The organism is Amycolatopsis sp. TNS106 (genome assembly GCF_019330265.1).
In the GTDB taxonomy this organism is placed as follows: domain Bacteria; phylum Actinomycetota; class Actinomycetes; order Mycobacteriales; family Pseudonocardiaceae; genus Amycolatopsis; species Amycolatopsis lurida.
Genome location: NZ_CP024972.1, coordinates 6,708,787 through 6,728,828, shown reverse-complemented (window position 1 = coordinate 6,728,828; position 20,042 = coordinate 6,708,787). Strand labels below are relative to the sequence as shown.

The following is a 20,042-nucleotide window of genomic DNA, read 5'->3' as shown; positions in this document are numbered from 1 at the left end:
GGGGCGGAGATCTTTGTGGTATCGCTCCCTGCGGAACATTTTCGCTGGAGCGCGATAAGCTACGCGGGTGATCGAAGTCCGGCCCGGTGGTCGCCGTCGTATCGACCGCGTGCTCGGCCCTGGGTATCTCAGCGACCTCGGCGAGCTGACCCTTTCCGTGCTGCGCGAGCGCCGCGACGAGGCCGCGCAGGAGGAGACCGACCTGTCGTACCTGCGGCGTCTGCTGCACGCGCGGATCGACATCGTGCGGGCCGAGCAGGAGCGCAGGAGTTCGGGCGGCGAGAGCAGTGTCGTCGAGCGGCTGGCCGCGATCCTGGCGGACAACGCGATCGGCCCGGCCACCGGTTCGGGCAGGCACCAGCGGCTGGAGCCGTCGCGCGCGGGTGAGCACCGCCGGTTCGCCGAGGCGCTCATCGGCGACACGGACCTTTCCGATGTCAGCGCGCTATCGGACGAGAAGCTGATCAACGCCCTCAACCGCTACGCCGACGAAGAGGTTTCGGTCTCCTCGTACCGTCGCGAGGTCCAGAGCGTCATGGACACCATCAACGCCGAGATCGCGACCCGCTACCGCAAGGGCACGGCGTCGGTCGACGATCTGCTCGACACCGAACGCGGCGGATCCGAGTGACGAACCCGGTCCTGGTCGAGGTCGTCCGATCCGGTTTCGTGGAGAGCGTGCACCGCGGCGCCCTCGTGATCACCGCCCCGGACGGCTCGGTGCGGTTCTCCGCAGGCGACATCGAGCGGCCGGTCTACCCGCGTTCGTCCAACAAACCCCTGCAAGCGGTCGGGATGCTCCGCGCCGGTCTCACGATCGGCGACGAAGAGCTCGCGCTGGGGTGCGGATCGCACAACGGCGAACCCGGCCACGTCGAGGGCGCCTTGGCCATGCTTTCCCGCGCGGGGCTGACCGAGGACGAACTGGCCTGCCCACCCGCCTTCCCGCTGCACGAGTCCAGCATGCTGGCCGTGGCCTCGGCCGGGAAACGCCGGGCCGCCATGAACTGCTCCGGCAAGCACGCCGCGATGCTGATGACCTGCGCGCAACTCGGCTGGCCGACCAAGGACTACGAGTCAGAGATCCATCCGCTGCAGAAGATCGTCCAGGCCACCGTCGCCGACCTCACCAGCGAGACGATCGAGGCGGTCGGCGTCGACGGCTGCGGCGCGCCACTGTTCGCGTTCTCCCTCACCGGCCTCGCCCGCTCCTTCGGCAGGCTGGTCACGGCCATGGGCGGGCCGGAACGCAGGGTCGCCGACGCGGTCCGCGCGCATCCGTGGCAGGTCGCGGGCACCGGCCGCGAGGACACGGTGCTGATGCTGAACATCGACGGCCTGCTCTCGAAGGGCGGCGCCGAGGGAGTGCACGCGTTCGCCCTCCCGGACGGCACGGCGCTGGCACTGAAGATCGACGACGGCGCGGCCAGGGCCCGCATCCCGCTGCTGCTCGCGACGCTGCGTCACCTCGGCATCGACCCTGGTGACGAAGCCTGCGGCCTAGGGCGTGACGCGGTACTGGGCGGCGGGAAACCGGTCGGCGAACTGCGGGTCGCCGAAGGCCTCTACGGCTAGTTCGCGCGTTCCCGCGCGGCCAGGTCGCCCCAGAAGTCCCGCAGGTCGGCGAACAGTTCCGCCAGCTCGTCGACATTGCCGGTGCGGAGCGCGTCGAGGATGTCGTGCACCTCTTCGGCGGTCGTGTCGGCCTGGAGGATCGAGTCGGCGAAGAGCTGCACGAGACCGCCGTAGTCGAGCTCGACCGCGGAGCCGGGGTGGAAGCTGTCGAGCCAGCGTCGCGTTTCGAGCAGCACCCGGCCCGGCCCCGAGTCGCCGAAGGTCGCTTCGAGCAGGTCGCCGACCTCGCGGGCGCGATGCCGCGCGTCGGCGATGGAGGCCCGCCACGACACCTCGCGTTCGGGGTCGTCGCGGCCCTTGCCGAGTTTGACCCGGCGCATTCCGGGATCGAACAGCACGAACCACGGCAGCGGGACGGTCCACGTCGTCGACAGCGTGTGCGAAGCCGAGGCGGACAGATCGCCGATGGCGGACTTCGCCCGCGAGCGGATCGTGTCGAGTGACGCGCCCCCGGCGTCGAGCACCGCGTTCTTCAGCGCCGGGTGCGCGTCGCCGAGGAAGGTCACCAGTGCCGCGGCGGAACGCGCGCGGATCTCCATCGGGCAGATCAGCGGCCCTGGGCCGGCGTCGCCGTGCTCACCCTCCGGCACGTCTTCGGGATCCAGGACGAGGACGTCGGTGACGAGGCTGGGCGCGGCCCTGCCGTCCGCGAGTTCGGCGGGCAGCAATCGCCCCACATGCTGTGACTTGAGCCACAATGCCTGCTCGCGCAGCCCCGCGGCCGAACGATCGAGCCGGGCCGCTTCGACGGCCTCGAGCAGGCGTTCGTCCGGTGGATCCCCCAGCGCGAGCAGGGGCTCATAGACGCGGAGATAAGCCGCGAACGGACGGGGCACACGAGCATCGTGGCACGCCGACCTGCGACTATCGCCACCGACCGGCCGGTAACCGGCGTTCCGTGAACACTGTCGCCACCGGCACACCGTGCCACGTCGCATCCAACCCCCCGGACACGGTACGGTGTCAGCAGGAAAGAATTGTCGAGACGATGCGGGGCCGCCGATTCCCCCGGCCGCCCCGCCCCTGTGCGAGGGGGTCGAGCCATGGGGCGCGGCCGGGCTAAGGCCAAGCAGACGAAGGTGGCGCGCGAGCTCAAGTACAGCTCGCACGAAACCGACTTCGATGCTTTGCAGCGCGAGCTGTCCAGTAGTTCCTCGGAAGACAGGCACGAGGACGACAAGCGGTATGACGACGACCCGTACGACGGGTACGACGAATACCGCCGCTGAGCAACGCGTGACACGCGAGGGTGGGATCCGGGCTTGTCCCGGTAGACCACCCTCGCGTGTCGCGTGCTGCCCAAAATACGAGGAGGTGCCATGTCTGACGTAGCGCGAGTAGGTGTCGTCGGGGCCGGGCTCATGGGCTCGGGCATCGCCGAGGTGCACGCGCGGGCCGGGCTGGACGTGATCGTCACCGAGGTCAATCAGCCGGCGCTGGACTCCGGGCGGGCGCGGATCGAGAAGTCGCTGCAACGCGGCGTCAAGAACGGGAAGCTCTCGCAGGAAGACGCCGACGCGGCGCTCGGACGGCTCCGCTTCACCACCGAGATCGGCGAGTTCGCCGACCGCGACCTCGTCATCGAGGCCATCCTGGAGCAGGAGCAGGCCAAGGTCGAGGTGTTCCGGTCGCTGGACAAGATCGTCGAGCGTGAGGACGCGCTGTTCGCGTCCAACACCTCCTCGATCCCGATCATGAAGCTCGGGATGGCCACCGGCCGTCCGCAGCAGGTGATCGGCATCCACTTCTTCAACCCGGTCCCGGTGCTGCCGCTCGTCGAGCTGGTGCCTTCGCTGCTGACCAGCGACGACACCGCCCGCCGTGCCGAGGAGCACGCGACGACGGCGTTGAGCAAGACGGTGATCCGGTCGCAGGACCGCGCCGGGTTCATCGTGAACTCGCTGCTCGTGCCGTACCTGCTTTCGGCGATCCGGATGATCGAGTCGGGTTTCGCGTCCGCCGAGGACATCGACCGCGGTATGGAGCTGGGCACCGCGCACCCGATGGGCCCGCTGCGGCTGTCGGACCTGATCGGCCTGGACACCATCAAGGCGATCGCGGACTCGATGTACGCCGAGTTCAAGGAGCCGCTGTACTCCTCGCCGCCGCTGCTGCTGCGCATGGTCGACGCCGGCCTGCTCGGCAAGAAGACCGGCCGCGGGTTCTACAGCTACTCCTGATCTCCTTCTTCACAGCGACGGAGCGCTGCGACCGACTTGCGCAGGCCGCAGCGCTCCAAAGCATCGAGAACCTCGGCGACGCCGGTAGGCGGAGCGCGGCGCGCGTCGACGATGCGCCGCACCGCCTCCACGACCACACGCTCACTGAGCTCGATCCGGTCGAGGACGAAGTCGTCGGCGCTCTGGGCTTCGACGTTCCAGCGGCCGAGCACCTGTTCGGGGAAATCCCGCAAGTTCGCGGTCACGATGACGCGCGCCTGTGCCTTGATGGCCGCGGCGAGCACGTGCCGATCGTCCGGGTCTGGCAGTTCGAGCGTGGTGACGAGCGGTTCATAGCCCTTGACCAGGCAGTCCCGGACAGCGGCGTTCATCAGGCTCCGCGTCCTGTCGAGTTTGAGCGGATCGAGATCGGGCCGGTTCTTCCGGAGATTCCGGAAGACTTCGTCGAGGATCTCGTCCGTCCACTTCGCCTGCACGAACCCGCTCTGCGCGATCCGGAGCAGGAGATCACGCAGAACGTTGGGGTGCAGCACGTTGGCGTCGAAAAGGACGACGAAGGCCACTTGCTACGTCAGCCCCATCTCCTGATCCAGGGCGGAAAGTTCGTCCGCGGCGTCGCGGCGTCGCCGGTCGTCTTCTCGCAGGTAGTCGTGGAGGGAACCGGCCTTCACGCGACGATGCTTGCCGACCGTGCGGTACTCGATCCGGCCCGCTTCCAGCAGCCCGATGAGGAACGGCCGGGAAACGTTGAGCAGGTCGGCCGCCTGCTGTGTGGTCAGTTCCGCGTGTGACGGGACGATGGACACACTCTCGCCTGCCGCCACCAGCGCCAGCACCCGGGCCATCAGATCGACGACTCCCCGCGGCACGACCACGGACTCTTCGTTCTCATCGACGACGACGCGCACGGTGTCCCGTTCATGACGCCTGGCCAGATAGGCCTCGACGTGCGGAAGTGCCTCGAGTGCCACGTCGATGTCGTGGCGTCCCGGGACGATCTGGTCGATGGTCAACGCAGTCATCGCTGCTCCCGTGTTCAACGTGGACCCAGTATCGGCTCTCAACGAATTATTCGCAACAAACGCAATAAACGCAACTCGATGGTGCGTTCAGCTTGCGTGGTGGCACACCTAGACTCGGGGGCGTGGGACAGGGACAGCTGCGCGTAGGTCTGGTCGGTGCCGGTCCGTGGGCGAAGACGGTGCACGCGCCAGGTCTCGCCGATCACCCCGGAATGACGTTGCGCGCGGTCTGGGCCAGGCGTCCCGAGGCCGCGAAGGAGCTGGCCGAGGCCCATGGCGCCCAAGCCGTCGACGATTTCGACGAGTTGCTCGACCAGGTGGACGCGGTCGCGTTCGCGGTGCCGCCCGCCGTCCAGGCGGAGCTGGCGGTCAAGGCGGCCGAAGCGGGCAAGCATCTGATCCTGGAGAAGCCGATCGCCGCCGATCTCGACGGCGCGCTCCGCCTCGCGGACGCCGTGGAGGCCGCCGGCGTCGCGGCTCTCGTGGTCCTCATCCTGCGGTTTTCGCCGATGACCCGCGAGTGGCTCGACGGCATCAAGGAAGCAGGCGGCTGGCGCGGCGGCGGGGCGCGCTGGCTGTCGGGCGCGCTGCTCGGCGGCCAGTACCGGTCCTCGGCGTGGCGGCACGACTCCGGCGCGCTCGCCGACATCGGCCCGCACGCCCTCGATCTGCTGGACGCGGCTCTCGGTGAGATCACCGGCGTACTCGCCGCGAACCGGACCGATGACGATCTGTGGCAGCTGCTGTTAGCCCACGAGGGTGGCGCGACCAGTACGGCGACACTGTCGCTGCGGCTGCCGATCCAGCCGACGGTCGTCGAAGTGGCCGTTTACGGCGAGCACGGCTACCGCACCTTGGGCCGCAAGCCGGGCTCGGCGGGCGAGTCGTACACCGCGCTCCTGGACGATTTCGCCGCCATGGCCGCGAGCGGGACGACCTCGCATCCGTGTGACGTGCGCCGCGGACTGCACCTCCAGAAGCTGCTCGAACACGCGCGGGAGCTCGCCGGACACGGCAAGTAGTACACAGGTCACCCACAAGGCTTTTCCTTACGCGATAAGGCCTTCTTCCGAAGAGTTCGCGGTCATCCACAGGTTTGTCCACAGGTTCCTTTGTGGACGGTCGCCAGCATGGGAAAACCTTTTCCGCCACCGGAAAAGATCACCTCTTAGTGCGCCGACTCCGCCGTGCCGAGTCGATCTTGTGATGCGAAGGTGATCTTGGGCGCTCCGGAAAGGAAGGCCATGGGTGAGCTGCTCCGCGCTTTCGGCGGGATGATCCCGTTGACGATCATCGCGATTCCGTACGCGTTGCTCGGGTGGCCGCTCCTCGCGGCGCATCGGCGGCGAAGACGTGCCGACCCCTTCTCCGCGTCGGCGACGGCCGCTGTCGACATGACGCTCGCATTGGCCTGTTTCCTGGTGTTGTGCCTGGTCACGATGCCGGTGACCGGCGCGCAGGGCAGCAGGCTGAACCTCGAACCCGGTACCGACCTGCGGCTCGCCCTGACCGACAGCGCCAATCTCTGGCAAGCGCTGGGCAACGTCCTCATGCTGAGCCCGCTCGGTGCCCTGCTCCCGGTGCGGTCCCGCCGTCTTCGGTCACTGGGCCGGATCGCGCTGGGCGCGCTGGCCGTCTCGGTGCTGGTGGAAGGTACGCAATATCTGATCCAGGCGGGCAGGGTGACCTCGGCCGACGACATCCTGCTGAACACGGTGGGTGCCGTGGCGGGTGCCGCGCTGAGCAGACGTCTGTGGCACCGGCTGGACGTCCGGCCTCCGGCGCGGATCCCGGTCCAGTTCCGGCGGGTGTGCGACGCCCCCGTCCGGCTGCGGGTCCCGAGGTCGGTGTGGGAGGACCGGTATTCGAGCATCGCGCATCCGCAGCGGAGGTAAATCGGTTGACCGTCGTGCGAAAGTGATCGCGAAAGCCCTGCGAATCAAGAAAGAGGGATGCCTCATGCCTGACGCCTTCGGTGGCGTCGGCACGAGCTAGCCGGCGCACACGCCAGCTCCACACGCATGCGGATCCTCCCGTGCGTCTCTTTCTTCTGCCCGAAAGGCTTTCCACCAGTGCTTTCCGAGACGATTCGTGCTTTGCAGTCCTACCTTCGCCTCACCGCGGCGAAGTTCCGGGAGACCGAGCGGATCGGGCCGTTCCTGGCCACGTACTACCTCGAGGCCGACAGCCCCTTCCTCAACTACGCGATCCCCGATGACGGCGCCGTCCCCACCGAGGGCGACGTCGCCGCACTCACCGAGGCGTTCCGCGAGCGCGGGCTCGTGCCGCGTCTGGAGTTCCTCACCGAAGCGGTTCCGGCCGCCGAGGCCGTGCTCGTCGAATGCGGTTACACGCTGGAGCGGCGGGTTCCGCTGATGATCTGCTACCCAGGGCAGGTCGCCGGGCAACCGGGACCGGCCGGGGTCAGCCTGGTCACCCCGAAGACCGAGGGCGAGCTCCGGCGGATGATCCGGGCCCAGAACGTGGCGTTCGGGGAGGAGGATCCCGATCGGCACCTCGACCCGTCACCGGATCAGCTGAGCGGCGAGACCCTGTCGGTGATGGCCGTGGCCGGGACCGGCGAGGTCGTCGGTGGCGGTGTCGCGACGCCGATCCTCGACGGGGCGACCGAGATCGCCGGGATCGGGGTGATCGACGAGTACCGGAGCCGCGGGATCGCCGCGGCGATGACGGAGTACCTGACGCGGGAAGCCCACGCGCGCGGCGGCCGGTCGGTGTTCCTGACGCCGGGTGCCGGGCAGGCGGAACGCGTCTACGGCCGGGTCGGTTTCAAGACCGCGGCCGAGTGCGTGCACCTGTCAATCGTCTGAGTCTGTCATTCTTCGGAAAAGCGGCCTCGGCGTGACTTCTTGACCTCGCCGCGACGCTTCTTCGATGCCAGGCGGCGTTCCTTCGAACCTCGCGAGGGTTTGGTGGGACGCCGCTTGGCGGCCGGAGGCGCCGACGCGTCCAGCAGCAACATCACCAGCCGCGCCCGCGCGGCTTCCCGGTTCATCAGCTGGGAGCGGTGTTCGGAGGCGGTGATCGTGACGACCCCGTCGACCAGCCGCGACGAAAGCCGGTCCAGCATCCGCGCCCGGAGATGCTCCGGGACGGAGGCCGAACCGGCCACGTCGAAGGAAAGTTCGACCCGCGAGTCGGTGGTGTTCACGCCCTGCCCACCCGGACCCGAAGACCGGGAGAACCGTTCGCTCAATTCGGCACCAGGGATCACGAACCGGGTGCCGACCACCACGTCATCAGCCACGGACCCAGTGTTCCACCAGGGCCAAGAGAATATTCAGTGCCTGCCCCGCCCTCGCTATCGCGGTGGCATTGCACCCTGATCACCCACCGGAACGGGATGTACCAGGTCGCGCCCTGCCGACGTCGATCGCGGCGCGGGTTCACCAACAGACATTCAGAAGCGCGGGTGGTCGCCCGACAGCACGGCGCGCGGACCGTCCGGGTCTTCCGCGGGCTGCACGTCGCCGAGGATCCACGCCGGCACGTGCCGCGCGGTCAGCATCGCCAGCGCCCGGTCGACGTCGTCGGCGCCGACGATCGCGACCATGCCGACGCCCATGTTGAACGTCTTCTCCAGCTCGGCACGTTCGACCTTGCCGCGGTGGCCGATCAGCGCGAACACCGGCGCCGGGGTCCAGGTGCCGCGTTCGAGCCGGGCGACCAGTCCGCGCGGCATGACGCGCGCGAGGTTCTGCTCCAGGCCGCCGCCGGTGATGTGCGCGAACGTGCGGACGTCGGCCTCGGCAGCCAGCGCGAGGCAATCCTTCGCGTAGATCCTGGTCGGCTCCAGCATCTCCTCGCCCAGCGAGCGGCCGAACTCCTCGACGTGCCCGTCGAGCGGCATGCGCGCGATGTCCAGCAGCACGTGCCGGGCGAGCGAATAGCCGTTGGAGTGCAGGCCGGATGAGCCGAGCGCCAGGACGACGTCACCGGGGCGGACCCGCTCCGGGCCGAGCACCTTCGACGCCTCGACGACGCCGATGCCGGTGCCCGAAAGGTCGTAGTCGTGCTCGCCCATCAGGCCGGGGTGCTCCGCGGTCTCGCCGCCGAGCAGCGCGCAACCCGCCCGGACACAGCCCTCGGCGATACCGCCGACCAGCGCCGCGATCTTCTCCGGCACGACCTTGCCGACGGCGATGTAGTCCTGCATGAACAGCGGCTCGGCACCGGTGACGACCAGATCGTCGACGACCATCGCGACCAGGTCGATGCCGACCGTGTCGTGCTTGTCGAGCGCCTGCGCGACGGCGATCTTGGTGCCGACCCCGTCGGTCGACGAGGCCAGCACCGGCTCTTTCCACTTGTCCAGCTTCAGGGAGAACAGCCCGGCGAAACCGCCGACCCCGCCCATCACCTCGGGCCGCGTGGCCCTCTCGGCGTGCGGTTTGAGCAACTCGACGGCTTTGTCACCGGCGTCGATGCTGACGCCGGCGGCGGCGTACGTGGCGCTCGTGGACTCGCTCACGGAAGCGGACTCCAACTCTGGAAGTGAAGGTCTAGGGACGCCGGATGGCGTCCTCAGCACCGTACCCGGCAGGGCTGACGGGCTTCGCCGCGCCATTGACCGAGTCCAGGCTCTCCAGCAGGTGCTTCCCGATCAGCGCGTCTTCGGGCAGCGCGATCGGGTACTCGCCGGAGAAGCACGCGGTGCACAACCGCGACTTCGGCTGTTCCGAAGCCGCGACGAGCCCGTCCAGGGAGATGTAGCCCAGGGTGTCCGCGCCGATGGAGCGGCGGATGCCGTCGAGGTCGACGCCGTTGGCCACCAGTTCGGCGCGCGAGGCGAAGTCGATGCCGTAGAAACACGGCCAGCGGACGGGCGGCGACGCGATCCGGACGTGCACCTCGAGCGCGCCCGCCTCCCGCAGCATGCGGACCAGGGCGCGCTGGGTGTTGCCGCGGACGATGGAGTCGTCGACGACGACGAGCCGTTTGCCGCGGATGACGTCGCGCAGCGGATTCAGCTTGAGCCGGATGCCCAGCTGGCGGATGGTCTGCGACGGCTGGATGAAGGTGCGGCCGACGTAGGCGTTCTTCACCAGGCCGGTGCCGTAGGGAATGCCGGAGCCCTGCGCGTAGCCGATGGCGGCCGGGGTGCCGGATTCGGGCACCGGCATGACCAGGTCGGCGTCGGCCGGGTGCTCGGCGGCGAGTTTGCGGCCGATCTCGACCCTGGTGGCGTGCACGCTGCGGCCGGCGATCGAGGTGTCGGGCCGCGCGAGGTACACGTACTCGAAGACGCAGCCCTTGGGCTCGGGGTTCGCGAACCGCGAGGAGCGCAGGCCCTCGGCGTCGATCGCGATGAGCTCACCGGGCTCGACCTCGCGGACGAACGACGCGCCGCAGATGTCCAGCGCGGCCGTCTCGCTCGCGACGACCCAGCCTCGTTCGAGCCTGCCGAGCACCAGCGGGTGCACACCGTGCGGGTCGCGCGCGGCGTACAGGGTGGACTCGTCGGCGAAGACCAGGCAGAAGGCGCCCTTGAGGGTGGGCAGCAGTTCCAGCGCGGCGGCTTCGATGCCCTTGTCGGCGGCGTTGGCCGCGAGCAGGCCGCACACCAGGTCGGAGTCGCTGGACGAACCGGTCAGGCCCGCGTGCGGTTTGAGCCCGGCTTCGACCGTGCGATCCCGCAGTTCGGCGGTGTTGACGAGGTTCCCGTTGTGCGCGAAGGACAACCCGCTGCCGGTGGCGGTGGTCCGGAAGATCGGCTGCGCGTTCTCCCAGATGGTCGCGCCGGTGGTCGAGTAGCGGCAGTGGCCGACGGCGATATGTCCTTGCAGCGACTGCAGGACCTGCTCGTCGAACACCTGGCTGACCAGACCGAGATCCTTGAAGACGACGATCTGCGAACCGTCGGAGACCGAGATACCGGCCGCTTCCTGGCCGCGGTGCTGAAGTGCGTAGAGCCCGTAGTAGGTCAGCTTCGCGACCTCTTCTCCGGGCGCCCAGACACCGAAGACGCCGCATTCCTCGCGGGGTTCCGGATCGGGCTGGTCGGTCACGGGCTGTCCGGCGAGGGACGGGTCGGAAACCACCGAGGTGCTCCCAGGGAGAAAGAGGGCAGGCCGCCACCAGTGTAAACGGTGAGCAGGAGATCAACGCGCCGCACGAAGTGGCACTGGACACGCTTCGAGCTGTAACTCTGAGTGAAACCGCGAACATCTCGAAGACACAGTGGGTTCCCTGTGACCGTGAGTGACGGGCGGGTGTCAAGGCCCGGCACTCACGACCCCCGACCAGCCGACCGCTCCCCCTCGACAGAGGCGGTCGACTGTGCTTAGGAGGCGATCAGCCTGTCGCTTTCAACCAGCAGCCAGCCATTTGGACGTGCCGCCGCGGCCGGGGACCCAGCAGCCCTTGGCCACGGTCTCCGGGACGTACAGCGAGCCGGGGGTCCGCTCGTCCGGAAGCGCGAGCAGTGCCGTCAGCACCGTCGCCGCGTCGCCGGCGAACCGCCACAGCCAGACCTCGGGCTCGAGGATGTCCTCCTCGGTCCCGGGCATGCGGGTGGCGACGACGTCGTCCTCGGCGTTGAGCCGGACCACGTCGACCACATTGTGGTGGACTCGTACGCCGACCACGGCCAGGACCTCGCCGTTCGCGTCGCACGGGTGCACGAATTGGTACCCGCGGTGGATCAGTTCCTGCAAGCCGCTTTCGATGTCGGTGATCTCCGCGGTGATGGTGTCACCCGAGGACGTCATCGAATTCGCCGTCCTTGGCACCCGCGAGGAACGCGGCCATCTCGGCCTGGGTGTAGATCAGGGCAGGCCCGGTCGGAAAGCGCGAGTTGCGCATCGCGATCTCGCCGGAAGCGAGCGGCGCCACCTCGACACAGTTGCCGATCGCGTTGCTGTAACTGGCTTTGCGCCATTGGGCGCCGGTAAGACGATCGGCCGGGATGCCGTTGTCGAACTGTTCAGCCATGGTCCCCACCTTCCCCGACAGAAGACTTCGGGCGATGCATCTGCATGTGCATTTGCCTGTGATCCCAAAGTTAGCACGTGTGACTGCAGCGGTAAATGCACGTGCAGAAGTTTCTGCAGAATTCGCGTGCAGTGATGACTTAAGTCCTCGACCGTCCCACTAAAGCGTGACGAGCGCAGCCCCCAACGGGTGAACAACTACCTGTCGTGGCCGAATTTTCGGGGACACGCAAGGAAACCTCGGCCGCTCCGGAGACGGCCGGCAGCACCACAACGGTGAGTGGCTCAGATTGGAGACGGCCGGCAGCACCACAACGGTGAGTGGCTCAGATTTCGGCGCGGCGCTTCAGCAGCATCTGACGGCTGCGGTCCGGCGTCTCCGCGTCGACCGCGAGCATGTCCAGCGCCCGGCTGTACCGCTCGATCTCGTCGCGCTTGTCGATGTAGTGCGCGCCGGTCAGGTACTCGGTGTAGGCGATGTTCGGCAATTCCTCTTCCGCGAACCTGAGCAGCGAGAACGCGCTGTCGGCGGAGTAGCCGCTCCGGTCGTACGGGAGGACCTGCACCGAGATGTTCGGCTGCTGGATCATCTCCAGCAGGTGGTCGATCTGGCCCTTCAGCACCTCGCGGTCGCCGATCGGCCGGTAGAGCACCGACTCGTCGAGCACCAGCCACAACCGCGGCGCGTCCGGGCGCGACAGCATCTTCTGCCGCCGCATCCGCAGCGCGACCCGGCGGTCGACCTGCTCGTTGACCATGTCCTTGCGGCCGTGGCTCATGATCGCCCGCGCATAGTCCTCGGTCTGCAGCAGACCCGTGACGTACAGCGGCTCCCACACCCGGATGCGGGCCGCGGCCTCCTCGAGCCCGACGAGGTCGTTGAACCAGCTCGGCATCAGGTCGCCGTAGCGGCGCCACCAGCCCGGCTCGTTCGACTCCTTGACCATGTCGAGGAACTGCTGCCGCTCGCCGGGATCGGTCATCCCGTACATGGTCAGCAGATCGGCGACGTCGCGTTCCTTGAAGCCGACGCGGCCCAGCTCGAGACGGCTGATCTTCGACTCGGAACCCCGGATGCTGTAGCCGGCCTCCTGGCGCGTGATGCCCGCGTCCTCGCGCATCCGGCGGAGCTGAGAGCCGAGGATCATCCGCCGCGCGGTGGGACCCAGGGACTGCTCACCGCCAGGCGGGGTGACCGCGTTCATCGACCGGGACCTTTCGCAAGACGACACTCACAGGAGAACAAGCCGATTACTGAAAGTACACGTTTGGACCTCGACACGACAGGGATGGCTCGGTTTACCGGTCGCGTACGTGGTTCTACTCTACGTAGAGCCCGAGACTTCCGACACAGTTTTGTGAGGTTCAAGATGCCCGACGCCCCGACCCGGACGGAACGAGTGCCCGTGGGTGTCGACCCGACCCGGGCCAGCATCGCCCGGGTGTACGACGCCTTCCTGCTCGGCAAGGACAACTACGAGATCGACCGGGAGGTGCTGCGCAAGGTCCAGCAGGCGGCCCCCGAGGCGCAGGACCTGGCGACCGAGAACCGCGGCTTCCTGATCCGCGCGTGCCGGTTCCTCGCCAGCCAGACGGGCATCACCCAGTTCCTCGACCTCGGATCCGGCCTGCCCACGGCCGAGAACACGCACCAGGTCGTGCAGCGGATCAACCCGGAGATCAAGGTCGTCTACGTTGACAACGACCCGGTCGTGCTCGCCCACGGGCGCGCGCTGCTCGAAGAGAACGAGAACACGCACTTCGTCTCGGACGACATCTTCGAGCCGGAGCGGATCATGGAGAACCCGGACATCCGGCGGCACATCGACTTCTCGCAGCCGATCGCGTTGCTGCAGCTCGGGACCCTGCACCACTACAACGGGCCGCACGACGAGCCCGCCAAGATCATGAAGAAGTACATCGACGCGCTGCCGTCGGGTTCGTACGTGGCGATCTCGCACTTCTCCGACCCGGAGGACGAGCTGTCCGAGGTCGCCCGCAAGATGGAGGAGTTCTTCATCCACAGCCCGATGGGCTCGGGCACCTTCCGTACCAAGGCCGAGATCGAGGAGCTGTTCCACGACCTCGAGATGGTCGAGCCCGGTGTCCGGCTGTGCGCCGACTGGTGGCCGGACGGCCCGCGGATCAAGGAGCTGAACACGGCTCAGCGGACGATCTCGGGTGGCATCGGCCGCAAGGTCTGAGACCGCCTTCCGGCTGCTGTGAACGGGCCGTTCCTTGCGAATTTCGCAAGGAACGGCCCGTTCATAGCACGCCGGGGCGGGTTCAGAGGCGGACCAGCGGCAGCCAGCGGGCCAGATCGGCCCTGCTCCCGGAGGCGGTGACCCGCCCCGACTCGACGGCGTCGGCCCAGCCGAGCAGCCCGGTCGCCAGTTCCAGCCACGTGCGCGGATCCGTTTCGACGACATTCGGCGGCGTCCCGCGGGTATGGCGCAATCCTTCGACACACTGCACAGCCGCGAACGGCGGCACCCGCACTTCGACACTCTTCCCCGGGGCGTCCCCGGCCAGCGTCCGCAGGCTCAGCCGCACCGCCGCGGCCAGCTCCGGACGGGCCGGTTCCGGACCGGATCCGCTCAACCAGGGGGAAATCGCCGCGATCGCGGCTCGTAACTCAGCGGGGTCGACCGAACGCGAAGAGGCCATGGGAGAACAGTAGAGTGAGCGCGAACAAACCTTCAGGCACCCGGAACGTGGGGATGGCGATGGCGCAGCGGGACGAGGCGGATCGATTGGCGTCGAGCCCGGCGGGCAAGCGGAAACAGGCCAAGCCGAAGATCACCGAAGAGATGCGCGCCAACGCCAAGGCCAACCCCAACAGCTGGCTGTACGTCATCGACGAGGCCTTCGACCCCGACGGCCCGGTGCCGTCCTGGGCGGTCGTCGGCGCGTACCCGGTGAACGGCGGAGGCGAGATCGTCGAGGACTTCCACCCCAACGACCGCTACCGTCCCTCGCCCAAGGCGCTCGGTTTCCCCGAGCCGCGCAACGAACTCGAGCAGCTGCTCCAGCTGGTGCGCACGAACCACCGTCCGGCCGCCGACCTGCCGCGGGTCATCCTCGACTCCACGCTGTTCGTCTACGCCCTTTCGCCCGTGCAGCGCACGGTGATCGGCTTCCACAACACCGACGGCAAGGTGCTAGTTCCCGCGTACACGGCGAAATCCCTGGTGCCGCGCGAGTGGCCGCACGCCAGGGCGGTGCTGGGCCGGGACATGGTCCCGCTGCTCGCCGGGCACCCCGTGACGATCAACCCCCACGACCGGCTCACCGCGATCATCCCCTCGGAGCACCTCGACAAAGCCCTTATGGACGAGCGTCGTTAGGGTCCGATTAACCCACTCGGCCCAATTTATTCAGGCCGAAAGCAACTCTTTCGGGTGATGTTCGAGTCGCTGATTCCCTTTCCGCGGGGGATCGTGGCGACGTGATGAGTCGCAGAGTGTGTTCAAAAGGCTGGGGGGCCGTCCTCGCGGCGGGGGTTCTGCTGCTCGCGCAGACCCCCGCCGTCGCACGGGAAAGCGGGCCCCGTTACGACGGGGCCGAGGAGCACTACGCCGGTTCACAGATCGCGCTGCACGAAGGCGTCAATGTGTCGGTAGGGCCGCTGTACGGCGGCGAAGCCCAGACGCTCGGCCACGACGTCAGCGGTCATCAGGGCGAGGTCGACTGGCCCGCCGCGGCCAGGACCGGCGCGAAGTTCGTCTATGTGAAAGCGACCGAGGGCACCGGTTTCGTCAATCCGCGGTTCGCCCAGCAGTACAACGGTTCCTACGGCGTCGGCCTGATCCGCGGCGCGTATCACTTCGCCCGTCCCGACATCTCGGACGGCGCCGCGCAGGCGCACTACTTCGTCGACCACGGCGGCGGCTGGTCCAAGGACGGCAAGACGCTGCCGGGCGCGCTCGACGTCGAGTACAACCCGTACGGCGAAACCTGTTACGGCAAGACGCCGGCGCAGATGGTCGCGTGGATGAGGTCGTTCGCCGAGACCTACCTGTCGCGGACCGGACGGCATCCGACGATCTACACCTCGACGAGCTGGTGGAAACGCTGCACCGGCAACAGCAACGTGTTCTGGCAGAACCCGCTGTGGCTCGCGCGCTACAACACGGAGATCGGCGAGCTGCCCGCGAGCTGGAAGACCCACACCATCTGGCAGTTCTCGAACAAGGGCAGCCTGCCCGGCGATCAGAACTGGTTCAACGGCACGGCCGATCGCGTGCACGCGCTGTCCCTCGGCTGAACGCTCACCCGAGTGGGCGTTACAAGATCACATAACCCAACCTACTTGGAAATGAAAATCACCCACGCGTAGTACCAATTTCACGGAAGTTAGTGACAAACCCGGCACTCGTCGTCAACAATCGTGCCCGGACGGCTACCACCTGCAAGGTCACCGTCCTCAGCGAGGGTTATCGTGAAGGGATTGTCGTAATGCGCACTTCCCGAAGAATCGCCATCGCCGTCGGCTCCGCGCTGCTCCTGCTCGGCAGCACGGTCCCGGCGTCGGCCGCCCCGTCCCCCGAGATCATGTCGATCGAACAGGATCTCCAGGCGAACGACCACACGATCGGATCCCAGATCCGGCGCGTGGAAGGCGACACCTCCACCCCGGAGTCCAAGGCCAAAGCCGCGCAGCCGCAGCCTGAGGCCGGGGTGCTCGCGACGGTCGCGGGCATGGACGTGGCCAGCTATCAGAAGAACGTCGACTGGGCCTACTGGTGGGGTCAGGGCAAACGCTTCGTGTGGACGAAGGCCACCGAAGGCACGAGCTACAAGAACCCGTACTTCGCCCAGCAGTACAACGGTTCCTACAACCAGGGCTTCATCCGCGGCGCGTACCACTTCGCCCTGCCGAACGTCTCGAGCGGCTCGGCGCAGGCCGACTTCTTCATCGACAACGGCGGCGGCTGGTCCAAGGACGGCAAGACCCTGCCGGGCGCGCTGGACATGGAGTACAACCCGTACGGCGCCACCTGCTACGGCCTGAGCCAGTCCGCCATGGGCTCGTGGATCCGGGCGTTCCACGACCGCTACAAGGCACGCACCGGCCGCTGGCCCGTCATCTACACCTCGACGAGCTGGTGGAGCACCTGCGTCGGCACGACGCAGAACTTCGGTGGCACGGTCCCGCTGTGGATCGCGCGGTACGCGTCCACCGTGGGTGCGCTGCCCTACGGCTGGGGCTTTTACACCGTGTGGCAGTACACCTCCAGCCCGCTCGACCAGAACACCTTCAACGGCGCTTACGACCGCTTGCAGGCACTGGCCAACGGCTGAGCTGCGCATTCCGTGAAGAAGCGGCTCCCGGCCACGGCCGGGAGCCGCTTTCGCGCGCCGCTTTCACCGCAGGTACCTTCCGAGCAGAATGCCACTGAAACCCCTGGCACGAGCGGATCCGGAACCAGCGCTGACCGCCGGTCGTCTGATCTGAAGCCTCAGGCCCCAGTACGGAAGGCGAGACCGATGACCTACCCACCCCAGCCAGGCCAGCCCTACGGCCAGGACCCCCAGGGACAGCAGCCGCAGCAGGGTTGGGACCAGACCCAGCAGTACGGTCAGCCGCAACAGTACGGACAGCAGCAGGGCTGGGACCAGACGCAGCAATACCAGCAGCAGCCGCAGCAGGGCTGGGACCAGACGCAGCAGTATCCGCAGCAGCCCCAGCAGGGCTGGGACCCGAACAACCAGGGCTACCAGCAGGGTTTCGGGGGCCCGCCCGCTCCGCCGTCGAAGAGCAAGACCGGTTTGATCATCGGGATCGTGATCGGCCTCGTCGTACTGATCGCCTTCGGTGTCACCGGGTTCGTCGCGCCGGGCTTCCTGCTCGGCAAGGACGAGGGGAACAACACGGCCGCGCCGCCGCCCGCGTCGTCGTCCGAGCAGGCGCCGACCTCCGCGCCGAAGAGCAGCCCGAAGTCGAGCTCCCCCAAGAGCAGCCCGAGGAGCACCGAAAGCGGTGGCACGGGCTCCGAAGGCAACCCGAAGGGCATCCAGAACCTGAAGGACTTCCTGGCCAAGGTGAGTGCCGGGGACAAGGCCGGCGCGCTGGCGCTGGTGTGCCAGGACATGAAGGCGACCATGGGCGACTCGATCGACATCATGGCGCCGGCGCCGGCGCAGCTGGAGGTCACCTCGACCGCGGGCATCGGCGACGGGTTCATCACCGGTGACATCGAGGGCACGGTCAAGGGCAAGAAGGTGAGCGGCTCGGGGATCTCCTCGGACGACAACCCGGACAAGTCCTTCTGCGTCCGCAACTTCTTCGTATTCTGAGCGGATGAAGCGGTTTCTCCGCTCCCCACTGCTCTGGACCTTCGTCGTCTCGCTCGTCCTGCTGCTCGCGGTCGGCGGCTGGTTGCTGACGGATCCGGCGACCAGCCGCAGCGAGGCGCTCAAGACCGGCGGCATCGCCGGGGGCGCCATCGTCGCGCTGTACGCGTTGTGGCTCAACGACAGGCGGCGCCGGGTCGAGGAGCGACGGCAGGAGGTCGAACGGCAGCGGCAGGAGCTCGAGCTGCGCCGGGCCGACCAGGACCGGGACCGGATCTCGGACGAACGGTTCGCCAAGGCCGTCGAACTGCTCGGGCACGAGGCCGACCAGGTGCGGGTGGGGGCCCTGCACGCGCTGGCGGGGCTGGCCCGCGGCCGCGAGATCTACAAGCAGACCGTGCTGGACATCCTGTGCTCGTACCTGCGACGGCCGTTCGAGCATCCGCGGTACCAGGACACGGCGAAACGGGACGGGAACACCGCACCGGAAGAGGGCTCCGCGGAGGAGGACCAAGAACTCCAAGTGCGGCAGACCGCGCAACGGCTGATCGGGGAACTGCTCCCGGCCGCGGACTCCGAGGGCACGCCGGGCTACGACCTCGACCTGACCGGCGCGGTACTGGAGTACTTCGATCTTTCGGAGCGGAAGATCGGCAAGCTGTTGCTCCGCTACGCGGGTTTGTACAGCAGCACCAACCTGTCCGGCTGTGTGTTCCTCGGGCCCGTGTACCTGACGGGCGCGGGAACCAAAGAGAAAAAGCGCATCGGCTTCTTCCGGTGCAGTGACGCCAAGTTCGAGCAGCGGGCGTGGTTCAGCGGGGTCCGGTTCTCCGAAGACGTCGAGTTCCGCGACACCGTGTTCGCGGGCGAGACCTCCTTCAAGGACAGCGTCTTCGCGAAGGATGCCGTCTTCGCGGACGCCGAGTTCAAGGGGACGCTCGATCTGCGCCGCGCGCGGTTCGAGGGCTTCGGGGATCTGAGCTTCCGCGAGCCGCCGGGCACGGTGTCGCTCTACAACACGTCGGTGGAACCGGCGAGGGACCACGAACTCCCGTCTGGCTGGTCCGTCGAGACCCTGCCGGACGGCCGCGCCCGGCTCACGGTGAAGGACTTATGAGGCGCCTGCTCAAATCGCCGCTGCTGTGGACGTTGCTGTCCTCGGTCGCGGTGCTCGTCGGGGTCACCGCCTGGCTGCTCATGGATCGCGCGACCAGCCGCGGTGACGCGCTCAAGACCGGCGCGCTGGCGGGCGGGGCGATCGCCGCGCTCTACGGGCTCTGGCTCAACGACCGGCGGAGGCGTACCGAAGAGGACCGGCACGAGATCGAACGCAGCCGGATCTCCGACGAGCGCTTCGCCAAGTCGATCGAACTGCTGGGCAACGAAGCCGATCAGGTCCGGGTCGGGGCGATGCATTCCCTCGCCGGGCTCGCCAGGACACGTCCCGAGTACCGGCAGACCGTGCTCGACGTGTTGTGCGCCTACCTGCGGCGGCCGTTCGACCACCCGAAGTTCCCGAGTGACACCGAGTGGGACAAGGAGAACCGGGCCGAGGCCGAGCGCGAACGGCTGGTCCGGCGCGCGGCCGAGCGGTTGATCCGCGACATCCTTCCCCACGCCGGGACCACCGGGCCGACGCTGGGGCTCAACCTCAGTGACGCCCGGCTCGACAAACTCGAACTGCTCGGCAGGCGGGTGGGCTGGTTCGGCGCGGACCGCAGTGAGGTGCTGCACCATATCGACCTCACCGACGCCGAACTCGCCGGGAAATTCTCGCTCAGGGGCGTGACCATCCAGGGCAGGTTCGAGGTCACCAGGGCGACCTTCAAGCGGAAGGTGCTGATGGACAACACAGTCGTCGGGAAGCCCGTGGACTTCAGCGTGGCCACCTTCGCGGAGGCGCCGTCGGTGGAGGGCGCGAAGTTCGCGGAGGGTTCAAAGATGTCGTGAGTGGT

Annotated in this window: 24 protein-coding genes; 14 read left to right on the top strand and 10 right to left on the bottom strand. The window is 67.9% G+C overall.

Annotated elements, in window-relative coordinates; genetic code table 11:
- Window positions 1–67: 67 nt before the first annotated feature.
- Both CVV72_RS30895 and CVV72_RS30890 read left to right on the top strand, forming a co-directional pair.
- Window positions 68–631 (top strand): aerial mycelium formation protein, encoded by a 564-nt coding sequence (locus CVV72_RS30895; RefSeq protein WP_219147288.1) that lies wholly within the window; start codon window positions 68–70, stop codon window positions 629–631.
- Window positions 628–1,575 (top strand): asparaginase, encoded by a 948-nt coding sequence (locus CVV72_RS30890; protein WP_219147286.1) that lies wholly within the window; start codon window positions 628–630, stop codon window positions 1,573–1,575. Before CVV72_RS30895 ends, CVV72_RS30890 begins: the two co-directional genes overlap by 4 nt.
- Here the strand turns inward: CVV72_RS30890 and CVV72_RS30885 are convergent.
- On the bottom strand, window positions 1,572–2,471 hold the full coding sequence (locus CVV72_RS30885) for a hypothetical protein (protein ID WP_219147284.1): 900 nt from the start codon (window positions 2,469–2,471) through the stop codon (window positions 1,572–1,574). The two genes, CVV72_RS30890 and CVV72_RS30885, sit on opposite strands and share 4 nt — an antisense overlap.
- Before the next feature lie 207 nt (window positions 2,472–2,678).
- Between CVV72_RS30885 and CVV72_RS30880 the strand changes: the two genes are divergently transcribed.
- Together CVV72_RS30880 and CVV72_RS30875 are read left to right on the top strand one after the other, a co-directional pair.
- Complete coding sequence (locus CVV72_RS30880) at window positions 2,679–2,864, top strand: DUF3073 domain-containing protein (protein ID WP_007032561.1); 186 nt, start codon at window positions 2,679–2,681, stop codon at window positions 2,862–2,864.
- A gap of 90 nt (window positions 2,865–2,954) precedes the next feature.
- The gene (locus CVV72_RS30875) at window positions 2,955–3,815 is read left to right on the top strand and encodes a 3-hydroxybutyryl-CoA dehydrogenase (protein ID WP_219147282.1); all 861 of its coding nucleotides are present in this window, start codon (window positions 2,955–2,957) and stop codon (window positions 3,813–3,815) included.
- Here the strand turns inward: CVV72_RS30875 and CVV72_RS30870 are convergent.
- Window positions 3,806–4,378, bottom strand: a complete 573-nt coding sequence (locus CVV72_RS30870; protein WP_219147280.1) for a PIN domain-containing protein — start codon at window positions 4,376–4,378, stop codon at window positions 3,806–3,808. The genes CVV72_RS30875 and CVV72_RS30870 overlap by 10 nt on opposite strands.
- 3 nt (window positions 4,379–4,381) lie before the next feature.
- On the bottom strand, window positions 4,382–4,837 hold the full coding sequence (locus tag CVV72_RS30865; protein WP_219147278.1) for a helix-turn-helix domain-containing protein: 456 nt from the start codon (window positions 4,835–4,837) through the stop codon (window positions 4,382–4,384).
- Between the two features lie 122 nt (window positions 4,838–4,959).
- On the opposite strand from CVV72_RS30865, the gene CVV72_RS30860 reads away from it, so the two are divergent.
- The 3 genes from CVV72_RS30860 (at window position 4,960) to CVV72_RS30850 (ending at window position 7,668) form a co-directional block, all read left to right on the top strand.
- Window positions 4,960–5,859, top strand: coding sequence for a Gfo/Idh/MocA family protein (locus CVV72_RS30860; protein WP_219147276.1), 900 nt, complete (start codon window positions 4,960–4,962; stop codon window positions 5,857–5,859).
- Between the two features lie 222 nt (window positions 5,860–6,081).
- The gene (locus CVV72_RS30855) at window positions 6,082–6,732 is read left to right on the top strand and encodes a VanZ family protein (RefSeq protein ID WP_219147274.1); all 651 of its coding nucleotides are present in this window, start codon (window positions 6,082–6,084) and stop codon (window positions 6,730–6,732) included.
- Between the two features lie 177 nt (window positions 6,733–6,909).
- Window positions 6,910–7,668 carry a GNAT family N-acetyltransferase gene (locus CVV72_RS30850; protein ID WP_219147272.1) on the top strand — a complete coding sequence of 253 codons (759 nt, stop codon included), beginning with the start codon at window positions 6,910–6,912 and terminating at the stop codon, window positions 7,666–7,668.
- A 5-nt stretch (window positions 7,669–7,673) separates the two neighbouring features.
- On the opposite strand, the gene arfB is transcribed toward CVV72_RS30850, so the two are convergent.
- From arfB to CVV72_RS30820, 6 genes are all read right to left on the bottom strand, one after another.
- The gene (gene arfB, locus CVV72_RS30845) at window positions 7,674–8,105 is read right to left on the bottom strand and encodes an alternative ribosome rescue aminoacyl-tRNA hydrolase ArfB (protein ID WP_255632311.1); all 432 of its coding nucleotides are present in this window, start codon (window positions 8,103–8,105) and stop codon (window positions 7,674–7,676) included.
- 153 nt (window positions 8,106–8,258) lie between these two features.
- Window positions 8,259–9,329: a phosphoribosylformylglycinamidine cyclo-ligase gene (gene purM / locus CVV72_RS30840; protein WP_219147270.1), complete on the bottom strand. Its 1,071-nt coding sequence runs from the start codon at window positions 9,327–9,329 to the stop codon at window positions 8,259–8,261.
- 31 nt (window positions 9,330–9,360) lie between these two features.
- Window positions 9,361–10,899 (bottom strand): amidophosphoribosyltransferase, encoded by a 1,539-nt coding sequence (gene purF / locus CVV72_RS30835; RefSeq protein ID WP_007032554.1) that lies wholly within the window; start codon window positions 10,897–10,899, stop codon window positions 9,361–9,363.
- 267 nt (window positions 10,900–11,166) lie between these two features.
- Complete coding sequence (locus tag CVV72_RS30830) at window positions 11,167–11,568, bottom strand: hypothetical protein (RefSeq protein WP_219147268.1); 402 nt, start codon at window positions 11,566–11,568, stop codon at window positions 11,167–11,169.
- Entirely contained in the window at window positions 11,552–11,791 is a 240-nt protein-coding gene (locus tag CVV72_RS30825) for a DUF397 domain-containing protein (protein WP_005152616.1), read from the bottom strand. Before CVV72_RS30825 ends, CVV72_RS30830 begins: the two co-directional genes overlap by 17 nt.
- 325 nt (window positions 11,792–12,116) lie before the next feature.
- Window positions 12,117–12,995, bottom strand: a complete 879-nt coding sequence (locus CVV72_RS30820; protein WP_219147266.1) for a helix-turn-helix transcriptional regulator — start codon at window positions 12,993–12,995, stop codon at window positions 12,117–12,119.
- A 201-nt stretch (window positions 12,996–13,196) separates the two neighbouring features.
- On the opposite strand from CVV72_RS30820, the gene CVV72_RS30815 reads away from it, so the two are divergent.
- Entirely contained in the window at window positions 13,197–13,994 is a 798-nt protein-coding gene (locus CVV72_RS30815; RefSeq protein WP_219154235.1) for an SAM-dependent methyltransferase, read from the top strand.
- Between the two features lie 82 nt (window positions 13,995–14,076).
- Here CVV72_RS30815 and CVV72_RS30810 read toward each other — a convergent pair whose 3' ends face one another.
- Window positions 14,077–14,457, bottom strand: coding sequence for a sterol carrier family protein (locus tag CVV72_RS30810; RefSeq protein ID WP_034312575.1), 381 nt, complete (start codon window positions 14,455–14,457; stop codon window positions 14,077–14,079).
- Window positions 14,458–14,510: 53 nt separating this feature from the next.
- Between CVV72_RS30810 and CVV72_RS30805 the strand changes: the two genes are divergently transcribed.
- From CVV72_RS30805 to CVV72_RS30780, 6 genes are all read left to right on the top strand, one after another.
- Window positions 14,511–15,137, top strand: coding sequence for a type VII secretion system-associated protein (locus CVV72_RS30805; protein WP_034312573.1), 627 nt, complete (start codon window positions 14,511–14,513; stop codon window positions 15,135–15,137).
- A gap of 104 nt (window positions 15,138–15,241) precedes the next feature.
- The gene (locus CVV72_RS30800) at window positions 15,242–16,057 is read left to right on the top strand and encodes a lysozyme (RefSeq protein ID WP_219154233.1); all 816 of its coding nucleotides are present in this window, start codon (window positions 15,242–15,244) and stop codon (window positions 16,055–16,057) included.
- A gap of 191 nt (window positions 16,058–16,248) precedes the next feature.
- Window positions 16,249–17,094 (top strand): lysozyme, encoded by an 846-nt coding sequence (locus CVV72_RS30795; RefSeq protein ID WP_219147265.1) that lies wholly within the window; start codon window positions 16,249–16,251, stop codon window positions 17,092–17,094.
- Between the two features lie 186 nt (window positions 17,095–17,280).
- Window positions 17,281–18,090 (top strand): Twin-arginine translocation protein TatA, encoded by an 810-nt coding sequence (locus tag CVV72_RS30790; protein WP_219147264.1) that lies wholly within the window; start codon window positions 17,281–17,283, stop codon window positions 18,088–18,090.
- 4 nt (window positions 18,091–18,094) lie between these two features.
- Window positions 18,095–19,204 (top strand): pentapeptide repeat-containing protein, encoded by a 1,110-nt coding sequence (locus CVV72_RS30785; protein ID WP_219147263.1) that lies wholly within the window; start codon window positions 18,095–18,097, stop codon window positions 19,202–19,204.
- Complete coding sequence (locus CVV72_RS30780; RefSeq protein ID WP_219147262.1) at window positions 19,201–20,037, top strand: hypothetical protein; 837 nt, start codon at window positions 19,201–19,203, stop codon at window positions 20,035–20,037. The genes CVV72_RS30785 and CVV72_RS30780 overlap by 4 nt, the downstream gene beginning before the upstream one ends.
- The last annotated feature ends 5 nt before the right edge of the window (window positions 20,038–20,042 follow it).